Source organism: Desertibacillus haloalkaliphilus, from assembly GCF_019039105.1.
Taxonomy (GTDB): domain Bacteria; phylum Bacillota; class Bacilli; order Bacillales; family KJ1-10-99; genus Desertibacillus; species Desertibacillus haloalkaliphilus.
Genome location: NZ_JAHPIV010000015.1, coordinates 35,729 through 52,691 on the forward strand (window position 1 = coordinate 35,729; position 16,963 = coordinate 52,691).

Here is a 16,963-nt window from a genome sequence, read left to right on the forward strand (position 1 = left end):
CACCTTTCATATGATTGGTGTGCTTTTTCATGTCAAAACGCCTCATGAAACTAAGGCGTTTTGACAATGGTCTAAGTGACTAGTCCTGAAAGACAAAGGGCCCCATAGCATAAAGAACCTAGAATCACAAATGCCGGATGTACTTTGAATTTTTCTAACGCTAAGTAACTTACAACTGTTAGTAGGACTAATTGAAAAAGGCCACTTTGTTCAAACGTCGTTAAAAAGAATTGATATGCAAGTACAGCTAATAGAATAGCAATTACTGGCTGAACAGATCTTGTCATAAACTTAACTTGTAAGGCACTTTTAAATTTATTGGCAAACTTAAAAAGGATAATGACTGCAATCGCTGATGGAGCAACCGTGGCGATTAAAGCTAATACAGCACCAAACACGCCACCAATCTCATAGCCAATGAATCCCCCCATCTTTGTAGCGATCGGACCAGGAAGAGCATTTGCAATTGCAAGTAAATCAGCGAACTCCTGTAAACTCATCCACTCATATTGATCCACAACTTCATTTTGAATAAGTGGGATCGTTGAAGGACCACCACCATAACCTAGTAAATTCGCTATAAAAAATGCCCAAAAGATTTCAATGTAAATCATGACCCAACATCCTTCCTTTGTTCCTCAGTTTCCTGTCGACCTTTCTTTCGGTTGAGGTACGTAGCATAGGCAAAAGCTGAGGTTAAAAAAATAACAATCACAATTCCAGGATGAATGACTAATAATTCTAATAAAATTAAGCAAAGAAGTGCTGTTGCTAGCATCCCCTTTGTTCCAAGACCATTAGATGCCTTTTTTAAGAAACTAAAAGCCATAACAGCAAGCATAACAGCCACAACTGGTGTAACGGCCTGAACCATCCCGCTAACAATCGCCGAATCTCGGAAGGAATAAAGAAAACTTAATAAACCTATCATAGCAACGATCGACGGTAAGATATGGGCTAGTATGGCAACAAAAGCCCCCATTGATCCTTTTACCTTATATCCAATGTACGCCGACATTTTCGTAGCAATCGGACCAGGTAAAGTGTTTGCTAGCGCTAACGTGTCACCAAACTCCTCACTTGTCATCCAATTGTATTTTTTTACTGCTTCATGCTCAATTAAAGGGATCACTGACGGTCCGCCCCCGTATCCTAATACCCCTGATCTCGCCAATCCAATTGTGAGTTGTAAGTATACATTCAACACACTCACCTTCTTTCAATGTTTGTATTTTTCCATTTAAAACTTCATTTTAAAAATGCGTCACAACGTCCTGTACTTTTAGAACGTCATGACGCCAATCATTTTATACAATAAGGGAGAGATAATTTATAGGAAACTAAATAGTAGACTTATAATTTAATATCGGCATCTGTCACAACACTATGTCCTTGCTCTTTCAAGTGTTGTTCAAGTGCCTGTAGTGCAGCTGTGCCCACAGCAGTATCTTGCTCACCATTTCCACCACTTACACCAACACCACCAACAACCTCACCATCCACAACAATTGGAAATCCACCTACAAAAATCGCAAACTTTCCTGGAATCATATGTTGAATACCGAAAGCTTCATTTCCTGGTAGTGCAGGACCATTTGGTTCTTTATTAAAAAGATGTGTTGACCTTTTATGTCCTGCTGCTGTAAATCCTTTCGCGATTGCAATTTCTGGTCCCGTCACCCGAGAATTATTCATTCGATCAAGAGCGATTACATAACCGCCTTCATCAACAATGGCAACTGTCTCTAAGACATTAATTTCTTCTGCCTTTTGTTTAGCGGCTTCAATCATGATATGTGCTTCTTCTAACGTTAGCTTTAATGCTTGTTTCATAGTAAAGATTCCTCCTTTATTAGTAACCGACATAAACTGTTTTAATTTGTGTGAAAAATTCTAATCCAACTCTTCCTGATTCACGGAATGTCGATGTACTCGATTTCTTTAAGCCACCAAATGGAGCATTAATTAAGTTACCCGTTGTTGTACGATTTACTTTTACTGTTCCTGCTTCAATATCTTGTGTGAACTTTTTCGCTAGTTTTATATCATTCGTTACAATTGATGCCGCTAATCCGTATTCAACATCATTAGCAACCTTAATGGCTTCTTCGTAATTATCTACTGCAATGATTGCAATGACAGGGCCGAAGATTTCTTCTTGAGCAATACGCATGTCTGGTTTCACATCCGTAAAGATCGCTGGCTCTACGAAATAGCCCTGATCGTACTTAGGGCCTTCTAAACGATTACCACCATAAACGAGGTTCGCCCCTTCTTTTTTACCAATATCAACATAGTTTAGTACATTGTTTAGTTGCTTCTCATTGGCTAAGGGACCAACTTTTGTTTCATCAACTAAACCATTATCAATAACGAGCTCTTTTGTCTTTTCAATTAATTTAGCTGTAAATGCTTCTTCTACTGATTTCATCACGATCACTCTACTTGTACCCGTACAAGCTTGCCCCGTAAGTGCAAACCCACCATTGACTGTTAATTGTGCCGCATTATCGATATCAGCATCATCCATTACAATAATCGGATTTTTCCCTCCAAGCTCCATTTGTGTTCTAGTAGTCAAAGAAGCTTTGCTATGGATGCTCTCACCAGCACCAGTAGAACCAGTAAATGTCACCGCTCGAATCGCAGGATGCTTCACTAAAGGGTCCCCAACGTTTGAAGACGATCCGGTTACAAAGTTAATGACGCCTTCTGGTATACCAGCTTCATGAAGAGCTTCTACTAGACGAAGAGCAATTAATGGAGTGTCTGAGGATGGCTTAAATACAACAGTATTTCCTGTCATAAGAGCAGGGGCAATTTTTCTGGCCGGGATTGAAATCGGAAAATTCCATGGAGTAATTACAGAAACCACTCCTAATGGTTCTCTTGCTGTATAAACATCCATGTTTGGGTCGTCATTAGGGAATGTTTCTCCAGTAAAACTTAAACCTTCTACTGCATAATAGCGAAGTGTTTGAGCAGATCTCTTCACTTCACCTTTACCAGCTGAAAGGATTTTCCCCTCTTCTCGAGTGAGTTCTTCCCCATATTGCTCGACACGGCTTTCTAAAATATCAGCTGCTTTATTTAAGATCGCTGCACGCTTTGAAGGAGAGGTACTTGCCCAGCTTGGAAACGCGTCGCTAGCGGCCTTGATCGCTGTTTCAACATCGTCTTTTGTAGATGATTGGAACTTCCCAAGAACATCACTCGTGTCTGCAGGGTTAATACTCTCAAACGTTTCATTGCTTACACTTGAAACCCATTTGCCATTTATATAATTTTCATAGCTTTTTACACTTGTTTGTAACAAATTGAAGCACCCTCTCTACCAGTAGTATGAATAAGGACGGCAGCTTCCAAAATCGGAAACTGCCGATAGTTTTTTATTTATAAATTATGATTGGACAGTTTCTCCGAGGTCATCTTTTAAGTAAGCTTCATATAAACCATTCATATACATACGACGCATCTCTGCACCTCTACGAACAATATCTAAACATTGTTGTTGAAGTTCTGGCGTATCAGCATATTTAAGAACGATTGAATACCCACGCTCACCATGGATTTCATCAGATACAATGTGTAGATCAAAGAATTCAATTTCCTCATCTGTGAATCCATATTTTTCTCGAAGTACTGGCGTTTGTTTTCGATAAATCGCTGGTACTTGTGATTCAAGTCCAACAACAAGTGCTGCTGTTGCAACAACAAAGTTCTCACGAGCTGCAACCGTGTAACACCAGCTTTGTAGACCTAATGTTGTAGCTACCATGTTTTTCGGATCTTCCACACGCTCACGTGTCGTACCACATGTTTCAGCAAATCGGATTAAAAGATCTGTATGGCGGTCACCAGCAATTTCTTCTTCGTACATGTTTTGAAGGATGAAATCTTTAGCATCTGAATACTCTTCTGGTGTGTTGTGGTACATATACGCTAGGTAATCTGCAAAAGGCCCAACATAGTGATAATGGTTTTCTGCCCATCTAGCAAAATGTTCTCTTTTAAGCTCTCCATTTGCCCAAGCGACTGTAAATGGCGCTGCCTCACTATGATTCCCTTTAATTGCTTCCTCTAATTGTCTACGAAATTCCTCTTTTGATAATAGTTCTGCCATCCAAATCTCCTCCTTTAATTTAAAGAAAACCTAATTTTCTTAATTTCTTTGCATCAATAGTTAATTGTATTTTGTATTCGGTATTTGGTATACCATTTATTTATTTGAGTTCATCTTAATAGAATATAATTACTGTGTCAATAGTATTTTGTAAATTTTCTAATAATTAATAACAAATAACTTATTTACATCAGTAAAATCGCTACAATTGTTGCGATAAATAAACCAATCATGACAGGAAAGAAGTTTCGCCTCACTAGATCAATAGGTTTTACACCTGCGATACCAGCGTCTGCGACAACACCAAACGCCCATGCGGCAAGCGTACCTCCACCAGCAAAGATCGTTGCTACTTGACCTAATGCTGCTAAGACGGCAACATCGACACCTACTGCATCCCCTAATCCTGCAGATAAAGCACCTACGAGAGGTAGACCTGAGAAACCTGAACCATCCATACCTGATAATATCGCAATGGCAACCATACCAAATGCTAAACTGATTTGACTACCATCGATGTAATGAGCAGCGGCTCCACCTAAATCAAATAAAAAACCTGGTGCTCCTTCTCCTAAAACAGCTGCCGCATGATCTGGATGTCCCATTAAGAAAAAAGCAGCAATCGGAATGACAGGTGCAAAGATCTTTATTGCAAAATAAAACCCTTCTCTTAAATGACTAACAATCCCCTCGATTGCTTTATTTCCTTCACTTAATAGAGTAGAAATGATCAACAGTACGACTGCTGTTCCTCCTAGTAGTGCAGTGGCATCGCCCCCATTGATCGCATTATCACTATCACCAAATGATCTAATTAACATAATTGAAACAATAGTTAGTAACGTAATGGGAACTAATAACGATAAAAACCTTGCATGTTTCCCTTTTGGCTCTTCGGCTTCTACAGTAGCAGCAATTTCCTCGTTTTCAGAGTCATCCTTTTTGCTTGTAAGCGCTTTCTTCTGATTATCAAAAAATTCATCAGTGTTTTCACTTTTTAATTTTCCGCTTTTCATATCTCGTCTAATAGTAAAAAAAGCAATCCCAATGGCTACAAACCCTGTAATGAAAGAGAACAAAGCAGTATAGGGAAGAATGGCAGTCGACTCTACCCCTGCTGCCGCTGAAGTTAACCGTGTCGCACCTTGGATCACTAGGTCTCCTGATAAAGCCATCCCATGACCAAACAAGTTAAGCGAAACAGCGGCACCCATTGCCGGAAGTCCCATTTTCATCGCTACTGGAATTAGTACTGTACCAACTAATGCTACCGCAGGTGTTGGCCAAAAAAATGTAGCAGCAATGTACATTGTAGAACCTAGAACGAAAAATGATGCTGTCGGGTTCACCATTAGCTTTTTCATTGGTGAAACCATTAAGACATCTGCACCTTGTTTTTGCAGTGATTTAAGCATTGCAACCATTAGGGCAATAACTAACATAATATCAAATAGTTCAATCCCCGCATTTAAAAAGGATGTAAAGACAGCTTGTGATGCCCCGATACTAGTGTCTACTATCCCATTACCGGTATTAAACATCCATCCTATTAAGAAGATCCCTAATATTGATGGTAATACAACATCTCGTCGAAAAATCATAAACGTAAAGATCGTACCAATGACTAGTAAGAAAAGCCAATGGGAACCCGTCAATACAACTTCTTCCATTAATTGTATCCTCCTCAACATGAATTAGGATCACTCTACTAATGACATCGTATCCTTTTCAGTGGAATTCATCACAATATGACTTAGCTATTGCTCACTGTCTCTTTGATTAATAGCTTCTGGATAGAAGTTGCTAAATGATCTAAAGCCTCTTCAACAACTTGTCTACCTATTTCTTCACTTGCTTTCGTCGCATCTCCAATACAGCCGTTTTTAGTCATTTCTTCATACTTGTACGGTCCTTGAATTGGGTTTCCTGGTCGTAACATTTCCCATCTACCTGGTTGAATATCACCTTTCTCTATTCGGTCTAAACGAACTAAATAGGGTGCAAGGTACAAAGCCTCGGATACCTCTCGTTCACAGCTATGTCCAAATAAAGTCGAATGAATATTTGTTTCCATAGATTCTTTAGCTGACGCGGTTGTTTTCGCATAATAAACCTCGACATCTAATTCATTTGATAGAGAGGTACTTGCCACATTTAAAGTGGATTGGTTTCCACCATGTGAGTTTAATAATAGGAACTTTTTTATCCCATGTTGTTGTAATGACTCAACAACATCTCGGATCACTGCAATAAGAGTCGATGATTTTAGAGAAATTGTCCCTGGAAAATTAAGATGGTGTGGAGATACACCCATGTTTATTGTTGGGGTCATCATCACTTGAGGAAATAACTTTTCACTAAGTCTTTTAGCCATTTCAGTAGCCAGCACAGCATCGCAACTTTCGACCATATGAGGACCATGTTGCTCATGAGCTCCAACAGGTATTATAGCAACTTTAACCTCTTCTAATGCTGCTCGTACTTCTTCCCACGTCATTTCTGTTAAATCATATCTCTCCAAGCAATCACATCCTTTATCTGGTATTAAATATACAACAAAGTTTAAAAGAAACTTCAGACTTTGTTAATCATCTCGTTATAAAACCTACTGAACTTTCTTTCATGGAAACTCCTTAACATAGATAAAGAGTATACTGTATACCATAAAAGTTAAAATTATTCCTGCGTTAACTCTATATCACTTGTAATGGTTAGCTGACAGGTTAAGCGATACCCTTCTTCAAGTTTATCTCCTAACATCTTCTTTTCTTTCCAATTCGGTTCTCCTAGTTGATCGGCACCACTAACAATTTTTGATACACATTTTGTACATTTCCCCATTCCACAGCCATACTTTAAATGCGGAAACTTTTTTATCCCCGCTAAAACTACTAGATTACTATTCTCTTCCACTTGTTGCTCATAGACAAGATCATTTTGTTGAAGTTTAACCTTTGGCAAAATCAGTACCCCCCTTCATAAAATCGTTTTCATAGTGAAAATATTACTTAACATTATAAGTTACGATAGTTTTAGAAATCAACAATATTGTTAGATTTTTTTCAATATTTTAAATTTTTATAAAAAGTTATTGATTTAGTTTTCAGGATTGTTTACACTGATTAGAAATGGTATACAAAATACAAATGGGTAAAAAGGCTACATTGGAGGTGGTCTGAACCAATTCGTCAAATAGGGATGATATTAAGCGGCACTTTTAAAAATTATTAAATGTAGAGGAGGATACACATGGAAGGTAATTACATTATTTTAACAAATAAAGATGAGTATCAAACAAATATTCACACAGAAGGTCTAGAAGTAATTGAAACCTATGAATATTATTTTTTTAATCAGTTAAGAGCCAAGTATACAATTGCAAAGGTAACAAAGAATGATATTAAAATAACATTGACAGAAGAAAAAGACGAAAAAAAATATATTAATAACATACCAGTTAAATTCTTTGAAGTATACGAAACGATTGAAGGGGCTCACGAAGAGCTAGATGAGATCACAGGGCCAGATTCTGACAATGCACGCTTAGAGAAACTTAATGAAGAAAGTATAATTTGATTACAATAATAAAATCGACCTTCTCATGAGACGTTCATTTGAAAGGTCGATTTTATATTTAATGGCTATCAATTTCTACAATTAGGTCCGTTTCCGCACAAGCTAATCCGGGCAAGGAGGCTACCCCTACAGCACATCGAGCATGTTTTCCTTTTTCTCCAAAGAGCTCAATCAATAAATCCGACGCACCATTAATCACTTTAGGTACATCGGCAAAATCCGGATCACAGTTAACATAACCTACCATTTTGATGATATTCTTTACTTTATTTAAATCACCAGTGACAGACCTTATCAATGATAGATGATTTAACGCACATACCTTTGCAGCTTCATAAGCTTCATCAATCGTTATGTCATGTCCGACTTTCCCCTGAAACTTAATAACTCCGTTAAATTTACAAGTAACCCCGCTTATATAAAGTAAGTTTCCAACCTTTTTCGCTAATACATAATTTCCTGATTGTTTTGGAGGTTCTGGTAAGATCCATCCTAACTGAGATAAACGCTGTTCAATATCTGTTACGAGCATCAAATCCTTTACCCCCTAACCTTTTGTTTATCTGTACTTAAAGATTTTCTCGGACTTGTTATATATTTGTGGTAATAAACCTCAAACTTAGCCTGTTCCTCACAAAACAAACATGGGTTTTCACTTTGGTTTTTTCTAATATGTGGGACATATAGCATTTTCACACCATCAATAACATGATTTTCACAAACCCAAATCATTATATCTCCACCTTTCTTTCATGTAGATATTAATATAAAAACCCCGGGTGTTATTGGTATACAGTATACCAATAACACCCGGGGTGAGACAACTAATTTTCAGAAAATTTGATTTTTAACTATCTTTATAGTGGAAATAAAAGGCTATGTGGGTTGCATAACCTTTAATTTACTTGTTGTTTATTACCTTTAATCGCATCTACATAAGCTTTTTTAGAGTTTTCAATATGGATCTTCGTTAAATATTCAGCCATTTCTACTTCTTGGTTCCGTACTGCCTTTAACACATCGAGGTGCTCTTTCATTGACTCTTCCATTCGTCCCTCTAATTTATGACCCGTATTTGCAAACGCACGAATGTAATCCATTAAATCCGTAAGCATCTCATATAATTTCGGACTTTTAGCAGCTTTATAAAGCACATGACTTATTTCTACATGCAGCTGTGAAATATCTGTTTTCTCACCGTTTAATACACTCTCTATTTTTTCAATCCACTTATCAAATTCTTTTTTCATTTGATCGTCCATTTTTTGAGCGGCTAGCTTCGCTGCGAGCACTTCGAGAGAAGATAAAATCGTGAATACTTCAATAACATCCTCTGTTGAAATTTTTGAGACAACAACACCTTTACGTGGTACTGTTTTCACAAATCCTTGAGACTCTAAGCGAAACAGGGCTTCTCTAATCGGTGTTCGACTGATCTTCATTTTTTCTGCTAGCTCTCGTTCCACTAAACGGTCACCAGCTTTATAATCGCCTTCTAATATCATGTTCTTCAAATGTAAATATGCTCGTTCCCTGATCGAGATAATTTCTTCTTCAAACCAACCTTTCATATTCATTACCTCCCCAATTTGGTATACCAGTTAGTTCAATTATACATTATATTGTTTTTAAACTATATGTGTTTCTAAATTTAGAGTATTAAAATTTTAAAGTGTTAATAGTTTATCCAAACAACTATTGAAAGTCCAATGTATGAAACCATATGAATTAATTTCTATTAGTGCGAGGATATGAAAGGAATTACTGTATTACTTTACAACCTTTAATATCATTTTATCCTTTTGACCTTTTTAGGTAGTATTAAGTGAATAGTTGGCCCGTATCAGACCAAGATTGACGACGATCAATCATTTACTGAAATTAATACTATTGCTAATGCTATTATTCTTACTATCAATAACGATATCAATATTGCTATTAATATTGATATCGTTGTCAATATTATTCTGTTCGAGTAAAGATAACTGATGGAAATTACGCTATTATTTTAACCATCCCTTTTCAATAAAAATCTTCCGTAACGCTTCATTCACAAGTTGAGATTTGATCCCTTTTGAACCTCTCTTCGATACTTTATCGAGCACTTTCACGACATCTTTATCTAAGTAAAAACCTCTAAAAATGGGCTCATCTTTCTTTTCAAATAAGTCATCGATAGCGTCACTACTATCATTATCAGTATTACTATCGATATTGTTATTAATATTGCTATTATTATCAGTATTAATATCACTATCATTTTTGATATTGATATTGCTATCATTATTAATATTATTATCAATATCAATATTACTATTTTTATTGCTATCAATTTCGCTATCGATATTGCTATTATTAATCGTTGATTGCTCCATTTCATCCATGAGAGCATCTACAGGGCGTTTCCGACTTTTTCGTTTCATTTTTTCCTTCATATCATCAACTCTAGACACGTTCAATCACTTCCTTCACAAAATTTTTGTATTGCTTAATAGCCTGAGAAAGTTCAGGATTATCAAAAAAACCATAGACAGCTAACCTTCCTGTAGCAGCACGACGCTGAATGATGGTATCAAAGCATAGGTCATCGTATTCTTCAGCAATTATTTCAACAATGGCTTTAGAGTCTGTACGTCGAGAATCATTTAGGGTTCTTAGGATTCCTAATTCTTTTAGATCTGGATTTGTACGTTCCTTTACCCCCTCAACCATATCTAAAAATCGATCAATCGCTCGAAAAGAAAACTGAGAAGCTTCGGTTACAATCAATACATGTGTACTGGCTGACAATGCGTTTATCGTTTGTTCACTTAAAGAAGGAGGAGTATCAATAATGATGTAGTCATAGTCATCCATAACGGGTTGAAGCGATTGTTTAAGTGCAAGTGATGGGTTTCCTTCATACTTCCGATATAAAAATTGACTAATAGTTGCTAGGTAATCATTTGCAGGTAAAAGGTGCATCGTATCAGATAGCTTATGAATGAATGGCCTAACATCCCCAGATTTGATTCCTTCTAATACGGTTTGATCTTCAAACTCCTCAAAGACATCATCAACGTCACTTAGAAACTGTGATAAGTTTCCTTGACTATCCATATCAATCGCTAACACATTGTGATTTTGACTTAATATGTATGACAAGATGCCACTCGTTGTTGTCTTAGAAACACCGCCTTTTTGTAACCCTACCGTGATAATTTTCGTCATTTAAAAACCTCCTTACCTTTTCATATCTTTACTTTAAAATAGACAAACATTTGGTTATTAAAAAGAAGTCTAATATATAATGAAAAATCTACTAATTTATTGCCTTAACTATAGCATAGATTGACTGCTAGATTTGGTGAATCATGCCTTCAATATGATGACTAATTTCCATGTCTTTTACTTAAATCATTCAGTATTTGTCATGAAATGTTGAACTCTTCAAGATCTCGTTCATTTCAAGGGGGTAAAGGGTGTTAATAGCGATAATGAAATCAATATTAATATTGATTTCATTATCGCTATTGTTATTGCTATTATTATTGCTATTATTATTGCTATTATTATTGCTATTATTATTGCTATTATTATTGCTATTATTATTGCTATTATTATTGCTATTATTATTGCTATTATTATTGCTATTTGATTATTGCTATTATTATTGCTATTATTATTGCTATTATTATTGCTATTATTATTGCTATTATTATTGCTATTATTATTGCTATTATTATCAATGTTGCAAGCAACATTGATAATAATAGCGTTTTTAATACTGATATTAATGAGTTGATCCACCTTCAGATTTACTAAACACCATCCATAAAAACATAGTGAATGATTTGTATACAAACGATTATGTTGTATACGAATGTAAACATCGTAATCAAATGTTTACATTGTAAACATAAAATAGCACTCAATATCTGTATACAATCATATAGGATAGTTCTGAACTAGTTTGAATATTTCTGTCCTATCATGTAAAATAAGGTTAACATAGCTGATTTTACCAAGTTGGGGGTAGTGCTAGTGGATTCAGAGTACATGAAGGATGTAGCTAAGCATTTAAATGAAATAAGCTGGAAGACATTAGATGTGATTGATCGAAACGAAAACGTAACTTATTTGAAGTTGCTAGAGTTGTTATCAATTTCTAAAAACCTTGTACATAAGGAGATTGCAAGATTAGAAGGTGCGGTTTTAATAACGACAGAAAGAAATCCACTGGATAATCGGTCATTTTATTATCACCTCACTAATTACGGTGAACAAATATTAGCATATAAAGACAAACAAACGAATGTTTAGGGGGATTTTACGTGGTAGAACTAAATTATAAAGCTGGTAATGACAATGGGAATAGTGAGCATGACATCATTCTAAATGGACATTTAATTAAGCAGCCGAATGTTTATAAAGAACTAAACCAGCTTCCATATGTTGATAATAAAACACCTGAAGAATTAATACCGAACTTACTAGAAAACTTAATTGTAACTGTGCAATCAAGCGAAGTGTATGGTGGAAAAAGCGGAACATTTGTCATTGGAGAAAAAGCAATGAAAGAACATGCGAATCCAACTTCAATGAGAGTCCGAAGAGGGAAAAAGTATAGAGAATTGCTACCAATCATTAATACGCTTGGTGTAATTGGTGGCCAAGCTGTCATTGACGCTTATCAGCAAAAGAATCAAATCGTTGAGGATATTACAGTCAAAGTTGATATGACGACGGCCTTGCCAGCGATGCAATGGAACCCTGAAAATGCGGAATCCTTTGCAAAGCGCTTTATGGATGGTTCACACAGGGTGACCGTTCATTTGAATAATACACCTGTTCACGTAAAAGTCATCTTTGAATATGTTTATGTACAAGCTGAGGGTGTCCCTTATGTCTTTGCATTACAAAAAGGCATCAATGGTGAAGTAAGAAAGAGTGATATGTTTAGCGAGTTTGCTAAAACGTACAACCTTCATGACGTTGATGGAAAGTGGTTTTTAAAGAAACGAGTCATTCCACTTGATATTGGGGATGGAACAACAGAAGCTCCCGTTTTAGATGGGTTTAAATTTTTATCATCATTAGTAGACGGAGAAAAAATCGGTCCTGGACACGCGATTGAAGAAGCATTTGGGAAGTTTAAACAAGACAACCCAGGTTTAGATAAAATCTCGAGACAGGATTATAGCAGATATTTAAAAGATCCATCAAGTAGATATCATGATTCCGCGGTCACTTGCATGCTACCATTTCTGCGAAGTGAATGTGAGAATGTCTTAGACTTCTTAGAAAGACAACTCGATGCTGTCAAAAATGAACTAGATGTTGTTTGTGTTTATGGCGGTGGAAGTATTCTAATGAGAAAGATCGTAGAAACGTTCTATGAAGATATAAAGGATATGGTTGAAGATCGAGGGATTAAACTCTTCTATACACCAACTGAGTACGCTGTCACTTTAAATGCTGAAGGATTGTATGTCTTTACCACAAGCAAGATTTTTAAAGACTTAAAAGAGCATCACGATCATGCTGTGAAAAGTTAGATTCTAAACAGCTCTTAGCTACCTTCTACTGAACTAGAAGGACCGGTGTTGAAAGGAGGTTCGAAGACGGAGATGTCTAAAACAAAAATTATATCGGCTAGGCTCCCGGTACAAACATTAAATAAATTAGATCATTTAGTTAATCACTTTAACGAAAATACAATTGGGGATGTTAGCAGAAAATCTATTTTAGATGCTGCCATTCATGACCTTTATGAAAAATATTTAGGTGAACAAACCCCTTCTCAACAAGTAAGTGCAACACAAAGCGTGGAGATCGACAAAGAGGAATTCGATGAAGTTGAAACGAATCACCTCTCACCAAAACAAGTAGAAGAAACAAACGAGGATAACGAACGAAATGTTAAAGTCGCTCATAAGATTGAGTCCGATGATTCCCATCATGAGCAAGTAAACCAATCAAATATTGAGCATGTGGCTACAAACGAACCTGAGGAAAAAGACAATGATTCAGATTCCCATGACCCATTTGATGACCCGGATTTGAGTGATTTCTTTATAAAGGAAAGCCAACAAAACTAGAAAAGCGAACCGTTGTGCCTGGTGCATAATGGTTCGCTTTTTAGCATTATTAAAAGCGGTTAACAGCTTCTTATTTACGAAACAAAAGTAGACACCACTTGATTTCATGTGCGGTGCCTACCGCGACCACAGGGGGGTGGTCGCATGAAATAACGCGTTTACGTACTCGCGAAATGTTTCATTGTAGCGAACCGTGGGCCTATACACCATTACTGTGACGTCACCGCCTTATCAGCTAGGTTCAATATATCTTTAAGTACTCTCCTACCTTCTGACGTCAGGTAGACGTCCTTACTTTCTAGCAAATAAAGTGCTATTTCTTTAGTCATTGTACCTTCCTCCTTCCTCCTTGTTGTTTGGACGCCGCCTCGACGTCTTTGATAAAGCATATGGACGATTGCTTGTCCACTATTCCACACTTTTTATACAAAGTACCGCTTTTGTGATTAATAGACAGGAAAATGGCAATACTGGAGTCCTAACAGAGTTTAAGAGGAGGGATTTAACGTGTTTGGATTGGGGAAACCACGTTCAAAGTTCGGTAAATTTTTAGATAAACATTCAATATCACAGGTAGAAATGGCAAAAGAGAGTGGAGTTAATAAAAATACTTTAAGTCGTATTGCCAAATCAAACGAAAACAGACCTTCAATGAAAAATGGTTCAAAGATTATCAAAGCATTGAAGAAAAATGGTTATGATGTGGATTTTGATGACTTTTGGGATGCATGACCGAGATAGGGAGAAATTAATAATGATAATAACCATAATAGAACGAACATTTAAAAATGAAGGTGGGGTTACCATATGGGTTTATTCAGTAAACCTAAGAGTGCTGGTGTAACGAAGAAGCAATCGAAAGCATTAGTTAAATTAGTAAAGAACAAAGGTAAATATATTAAGAAGGTGTAATCAAATGTTTACAACGTAATCATTTGATTACGTTTGATTACATTGTAACCGTTTGTATACTAAGTAATCATTTGTAAACATTGTATACAAATGATTACTAGACTTGATTTTAAAAAGGTCAGTTTGTATGTTAGAAGCAGAAGATTTTATTTTATGAAATTATAAATTTTTCTTCACCATTTTTATAATAAAAGATTCATATATATCTTAAAGACATCAATTAATTAAATATAAAAGATCAATTTTAGATAAAGAATTCAATAAATATAAAGAGAAATTCAAAGCCTTTGTAGAGACTATTTCTACTAGGGTTTTGAGAGTTTTTAAGAACCGGCAAGATCAAATAATTAACAATACACATTCTAGCTAATTCAATAATTAACATCTATACACCATGATTTAAAAGAATTAAGAAACTAACAAGAGTTTTTATAAAGATTACACATATTCACAGCCATACATATAAAAGTCTATAAGTTTGAAGTCTCGGGTTATTTTCTAGCATTTGCTTAAAAGTTATACAGAAACAAAAAAAGAAGCAAAGAATCAACTTTGCTTCTTACTCATTTATAAATGATATCATTTTTAAAGAACGACGAATAAGCCTTTTTATCGTGATTTTTAAAAAGGCTTGTATTGATCTAGCTCATATAAAGAAAGATCAGGCTGCTTTTTCGTTTGGTTGTACTCATCAACGTAGGCATTAATACGCTCTTCGCGTGTAGTAGACGCTTTGAAAATCGTTTTAATCCGATCTCGCATGGTTGTTCGGAAGTAAGCACCAATTGATTTCATTTTAAATGTTGGAACTTCCTTATACTGCTTCTCGATGTTCTGAAGTGAATCGATAAACACATCTCTGATAATGCGACTACTCTTCTTTTCATTTAAGAAGGCTACTTTTCGGATAACCTCTTGTCGGAATGCAACTAATACATCCCTCGTATCTTTTTTCTTATGGGGAACTTTTATAGCATCTAAAAATTGAGTGAGCGATTCCCCATACTTTGCCATCATTTGGCGAACACTGAAATCCTCTACATCAATTAGGTATTCCGTTCTTAGTTTAAAATCATACTTAGCTACACGGACTTGATTTCCACGTACTTCTTTGCCTACTTCTTCAATATGAAAAATTGGTTGTAATACATCTATCATTTCACGAACAGCCTTCGCTTCACGTTTGTATAACTTCTCTTTTAATGTCCCCATTGTATAACGAAGAACATTTTGATCCTTATTTTTGTTTCGTGAAACCATGACTCGAAAACGATCGAGCAGATTAAGCATGAAAATGATACCTCGCACATTGTTGCTAGGAACAAATCTAGCGAATACATTTGAGTCTAAAATTGCACGAGGTACTCTGAAGTAGTTAAACTTCGTTTCAGACGAGTTTAACTCTTCATATTCGCAAATACGATAGTACGGCATGTCATTTATAATGATCTCCTCCACAAAATGACAGCGTTCAAGCCATTTTAAGCCGCTATAAAGGGTATGGTAGGAGACTCCTAATACTGATGACCACTCGGAAAGAGAGTATTCGCGTAACACGCCTTTGCTATCAGCTTCTGAAAGCATGGTTAAGAAAACTGTCCAAGCCGACGAGGGAAGGTCGCACTGCTTTAAACGTTTATAATGCTGCACAAAAAAGCGAAATCCGTCCATTTTAAATGTAGCTTTATGTAATCTAATTCCTGGATTCATACGACATTCCCTCCTGTCTTAAATTATTAAAGAAATGAAAATAAGTCGATTGTATAGTTGCGATTTTAGTGAAAACAATCTATAATAATAACTAAATAAGGCAATACTAAAGACGCTTTCGAACAATAAATTTTTTTCGAAAGTTATTTTTTATTTGGTTGTTAGTTTTCATTTAGTTTTGGGCTAGTTTTTGTGTTAGTTTTTTGGTTTTGTTTTTTGATTTAAAAACTATTATCCTTGATATAAGATTTGGTAGATCTTATATCAAATGTCCAACAAAATTGGTAGTTTTGTCGGGCAATTTTTTTGAAATCTCAAAGTTGGTCGTTGGTAGCGATCAACTTTTTTTATTGTGTCGGTTGTGAAAATTCAAAATAAAAAACGCATCACTGTAGAAGGCGTGTGCGTCAAATAAAGGTAGATGGATACACTTATCCCTAAAGAGGATATAGTTATCCCGAACCCTTTCGACACAATAATATCTTATCATATATTCAATGATTTGGTAAATATACTATTTATTAAAATACTAGTTGACTAAGGTATACGATGAGGTTATAAT

The 16,963-nt window shown here is 35.8% G+C and carries 19 protein-coding genes; 5 read left to right on the plus strand and 14 right to left on the minus strand.

Going from position 1 to position 16,963, the window contains the following annotated elements; all coding sequences use genetic code 11:
- Nucleotides 1–71: 71 nt before the first annotated feature.
- The 8 genes from KH400_RS16585 to KH400_RS16620 all read right to left on the minus strand — a co-directional run bounded on the left by KH400_RS16585 (nt 72) and on the right by KH400_RS16620 (nt 7,084).
- Nucleotides 72–614 carry a chromate transporter gene (locus KH400_RS16585; RefSeq protein WP_217226457.1) on the minus strand — a complete coding sequence of 181 codons (543 nt, stop codon included), beginning with the start codon at nt 612–614 and terminating at the stop codon, nt 72–74.
- A complete protein-coding gene (locus tag KH400_RS16590) occupies nt 611–1,204 on the minus strand; it encodes a chromate transporter (RefSeq protein ID WP_217226459.1) in 594 nt (197 codons plus the stop codon). The genes KH400_RS16585 and KH400_RS16590 overlap by 4 nt, the downstream gene beginning before the upstream one ends.
- A gap of 149 nt (nt 1,205–1,353) precedes the next feature.
- On the minus strand, nt 1,354–1,833 hold the full coding sequence (locus tag KH400_RS16595; protein WP_217226461.1) for a GlcG/HbpS family heme-binding protein: 480 nt from the start codon (nt 1,831–1,833) through the stop codon (nt 1,354–1,356).
- A gap of 19 nt (nt 1,834–1,852) precedes the next feature.
- Nucleotides 1,853–3,316 carry an aldehyde dehydrogenase family protein gene (locus KH400_RS16600; RefSeq protein WP_217226463.1) on the minus strand — a complete coding sequence of 488 codons (1,464 nt, stop codon included), beginning with the start codon at nt 3,314–3,316 and terminating at the stop codon, nt 1,853–1,855.
- An 84-nt stretch (nt 3,317–3,400) separates the two neighbouring features.
- Nucleotides 3,401–4,123, minus strand: a complete 723-nt coding sequence (locus KH400_RS16605) for an iron-containing redox enzyme family protein (protein WP_217226465.1) — start codon at nt 4,121–4,123, stop codon at nt 3,401–3,403.
- A 185-nt stretch (nt 4,124–4,308) separates the two neighbouring features.
- The gene (locus KH400_RS16610) at nt 4,309–5,793 is read right to left on the minus strand and encodes a hypothetical protein (protein WP_217226467.1); all 1,485 of its coding nucleotides are present in this window, start codon (nt 5,791–5,793) and stop codon (nt 4,309–4,311) included.
- 83 nt (nt 5,794–5,876) lie between these two features.
- Entirely contained in the window at nt 5,877–6,644 is a 768-nt protein-coding gene (locus KH400_RS16615; protein WP_217226469.1) for a creatininase family protein, read from the minus strand.
- A 155-nt stretch (nt 6,645–6,799) separates the two neighbouring features.
- A complete protein-coding gene (locus KH400_RS16620; RefSeq protein ID WP_217226471.1) occupies nt 6,800–7,084 on the minus strand; it encodes a 2Fe-2S iron-sulfur cluster-binding protein in 285 nt (94 codons plus the stop codon).
- Nucleotides 7,085–7,372: 288 nt separating this feature from the next.
- On the opposite strand from KH400_RS16620, the gene KH400_RS16625 reads away from it, so the two are divergent.
- Entirely contained in the window at nt 7,373–7,699 is a 327-nt protein-coding gene (locus KH400_RS16625) for a hypothetical protein (RefSeq protein ID WP_217226473.1), read from the plus strand.
- A 58-nt stretch (nt 7,700–7,757) separates the two neighbouring features.
- On the opposite strand, the gene KH400_RS16630 is transcribed toward KH400_RS16625, so the two are convergent.
- The 5 genes from KH400_RS16630 to KH400_RS16650 all read right to left on the minus strand — a co-directional run bounded on the left by KH400_RS16630 (nt 7,758) and on the right by KH400_RS16650 (nt 11,488).
- The gene (locus KH400_RS16630; RefSeq protein ID WP_217226609.1) at nt 7,758–8,231 is read right to left on the minus strand and encodes a RidA family protein; all 474 of its coding nucleotides are present in this window, start codon (nt 8,229–8,231) and stop codon (nt 7,758–7,760) included.
- Between the two features lie 364 nt (nt 8,232–8,595).
- Nucleotides 8,596–9,270 carry a GntR family transcriptional regulator gene (locus KH400_RS16635; protein ID WP_217226475.1) on the minus strand — a complete coding sequence of 225 codons (675 nt, stop codon included), beginning with the start codon at nt 9,268–9,270 and terminating at the stop codon, nt 8,596–8,598.
- Nucleotides 9,271–9,702: 432 nt separating this feature from the next.
- On the minus strand, nt 9,703–10,152 hold the full coding sequence (locus KH400_RS16640; RefSeq protein ID WP_217226477.1) for a hypothetical protein: 450 nt from the start codon (nt 10,150–10,152) through the stop codon (nt 9,703–9,705).
- Nucleotides 10,145–10,909 (minus strand): ParA family protein, encoded by a 765-nt coding sequence (locus KH400_RS16645; protein ID WP_217226479.1) that lies wholly within the window; start codon nt 10,907–10,909, stop codon nt 10,145–10,147. The genes KH400_RS16640 and KH400_RS16645 overlap by 8 nt, the downstream gene beginning before the upstream one ends.
- A gap of 231 nt (nt 10,910–11,140) precedes the next feature.
- Nucleotides 11,141–11,488: a hypothetical protein gene (locus tag KH400_RS16650; RefSeq protein WP_217226482.1), complete on the minus strand. Its 348-nt coding sequence runs from the start codon at nt 11,486–11,488 to the stop codon at nt 11,141–11,143.
- Nucleotides 11,489–11,722: 234 nt separating this feature from the next.
- On the opposite strand from KH400_RS16650, the gene KH400_RS16655 reads away from it, so the two are divergent.
- The 4 genes from KH400_RS16655 to KH400_RS16670 all read left to right on the plus strand — a co-directional run bounded on the left by KH400_RS16655 (nt 11,723) and on the right by KH400_RS16670 (nt 14,511).
- Nucleotides 11,723–12,001: a helix-turn-helix domain-containing protein gene (locus tag KH400_RS16655; protein WP_217226484.1), complete on the plus strand. Its 279-nt coding sequence runs from the start codon at nt 11,723–11,725 to the stop codon at nt 11,999–12,001.
- Between the two features lie 11 nt (nt 12,002–12,012).
- On the plus strand, nt 12,013–13,236 hold the full coding sequence (locus KH400_RS16660) for a ParM/StbA family protein (protein WP_217226486.1): 1,224 nt from the start codon (nt 12,013–12,015) through the stop codon (nt 13,234–13,236).
- 72 nt (nt 13,237–13,308) lie between these two features.
- Complete coding sequence (locus KH400_RS16665) at nt 13,309–13,779, plus strand: hypothetical protein (RefSeq protein ID WP_217226488.1); 471 nt, start codon at nt 13,309–13,311, stop codon at nt 13,777–13,779.
- 507 nt (nt 13,780–14,286) lie between these two features.
- Nucleotides 14,287–14,511: a helix-turn-helix domain-containing protein gene (locus tag KH400_RS16670; RefSeq protein ID WP_217226490.1), complete on the plus strand. Its 225-nt coding sequence runs from the start codon at nt 14,287–14,289 to the stop codon at nt 14,509–14,511.
- Nucleotides 14,512–15,312: 801 nt separating this feature from the next.
- Here the strand turns inward: KH400_RS16670 and KH400_RS16675 are convergent.
- Nucleotides 15,313–16,401 (minus strand): hypothetical protein, encoded by a 1,089-nt coding sequence (locus KH400_RS16675; protein WP_217226492.1) that lies wholly within the window; start codon nt 16,399–16,401, stop codon nt 15,313–15,315.
- Between the last annotated feature and the right edge of the window lie 562 nt (nt 16,402–16,963).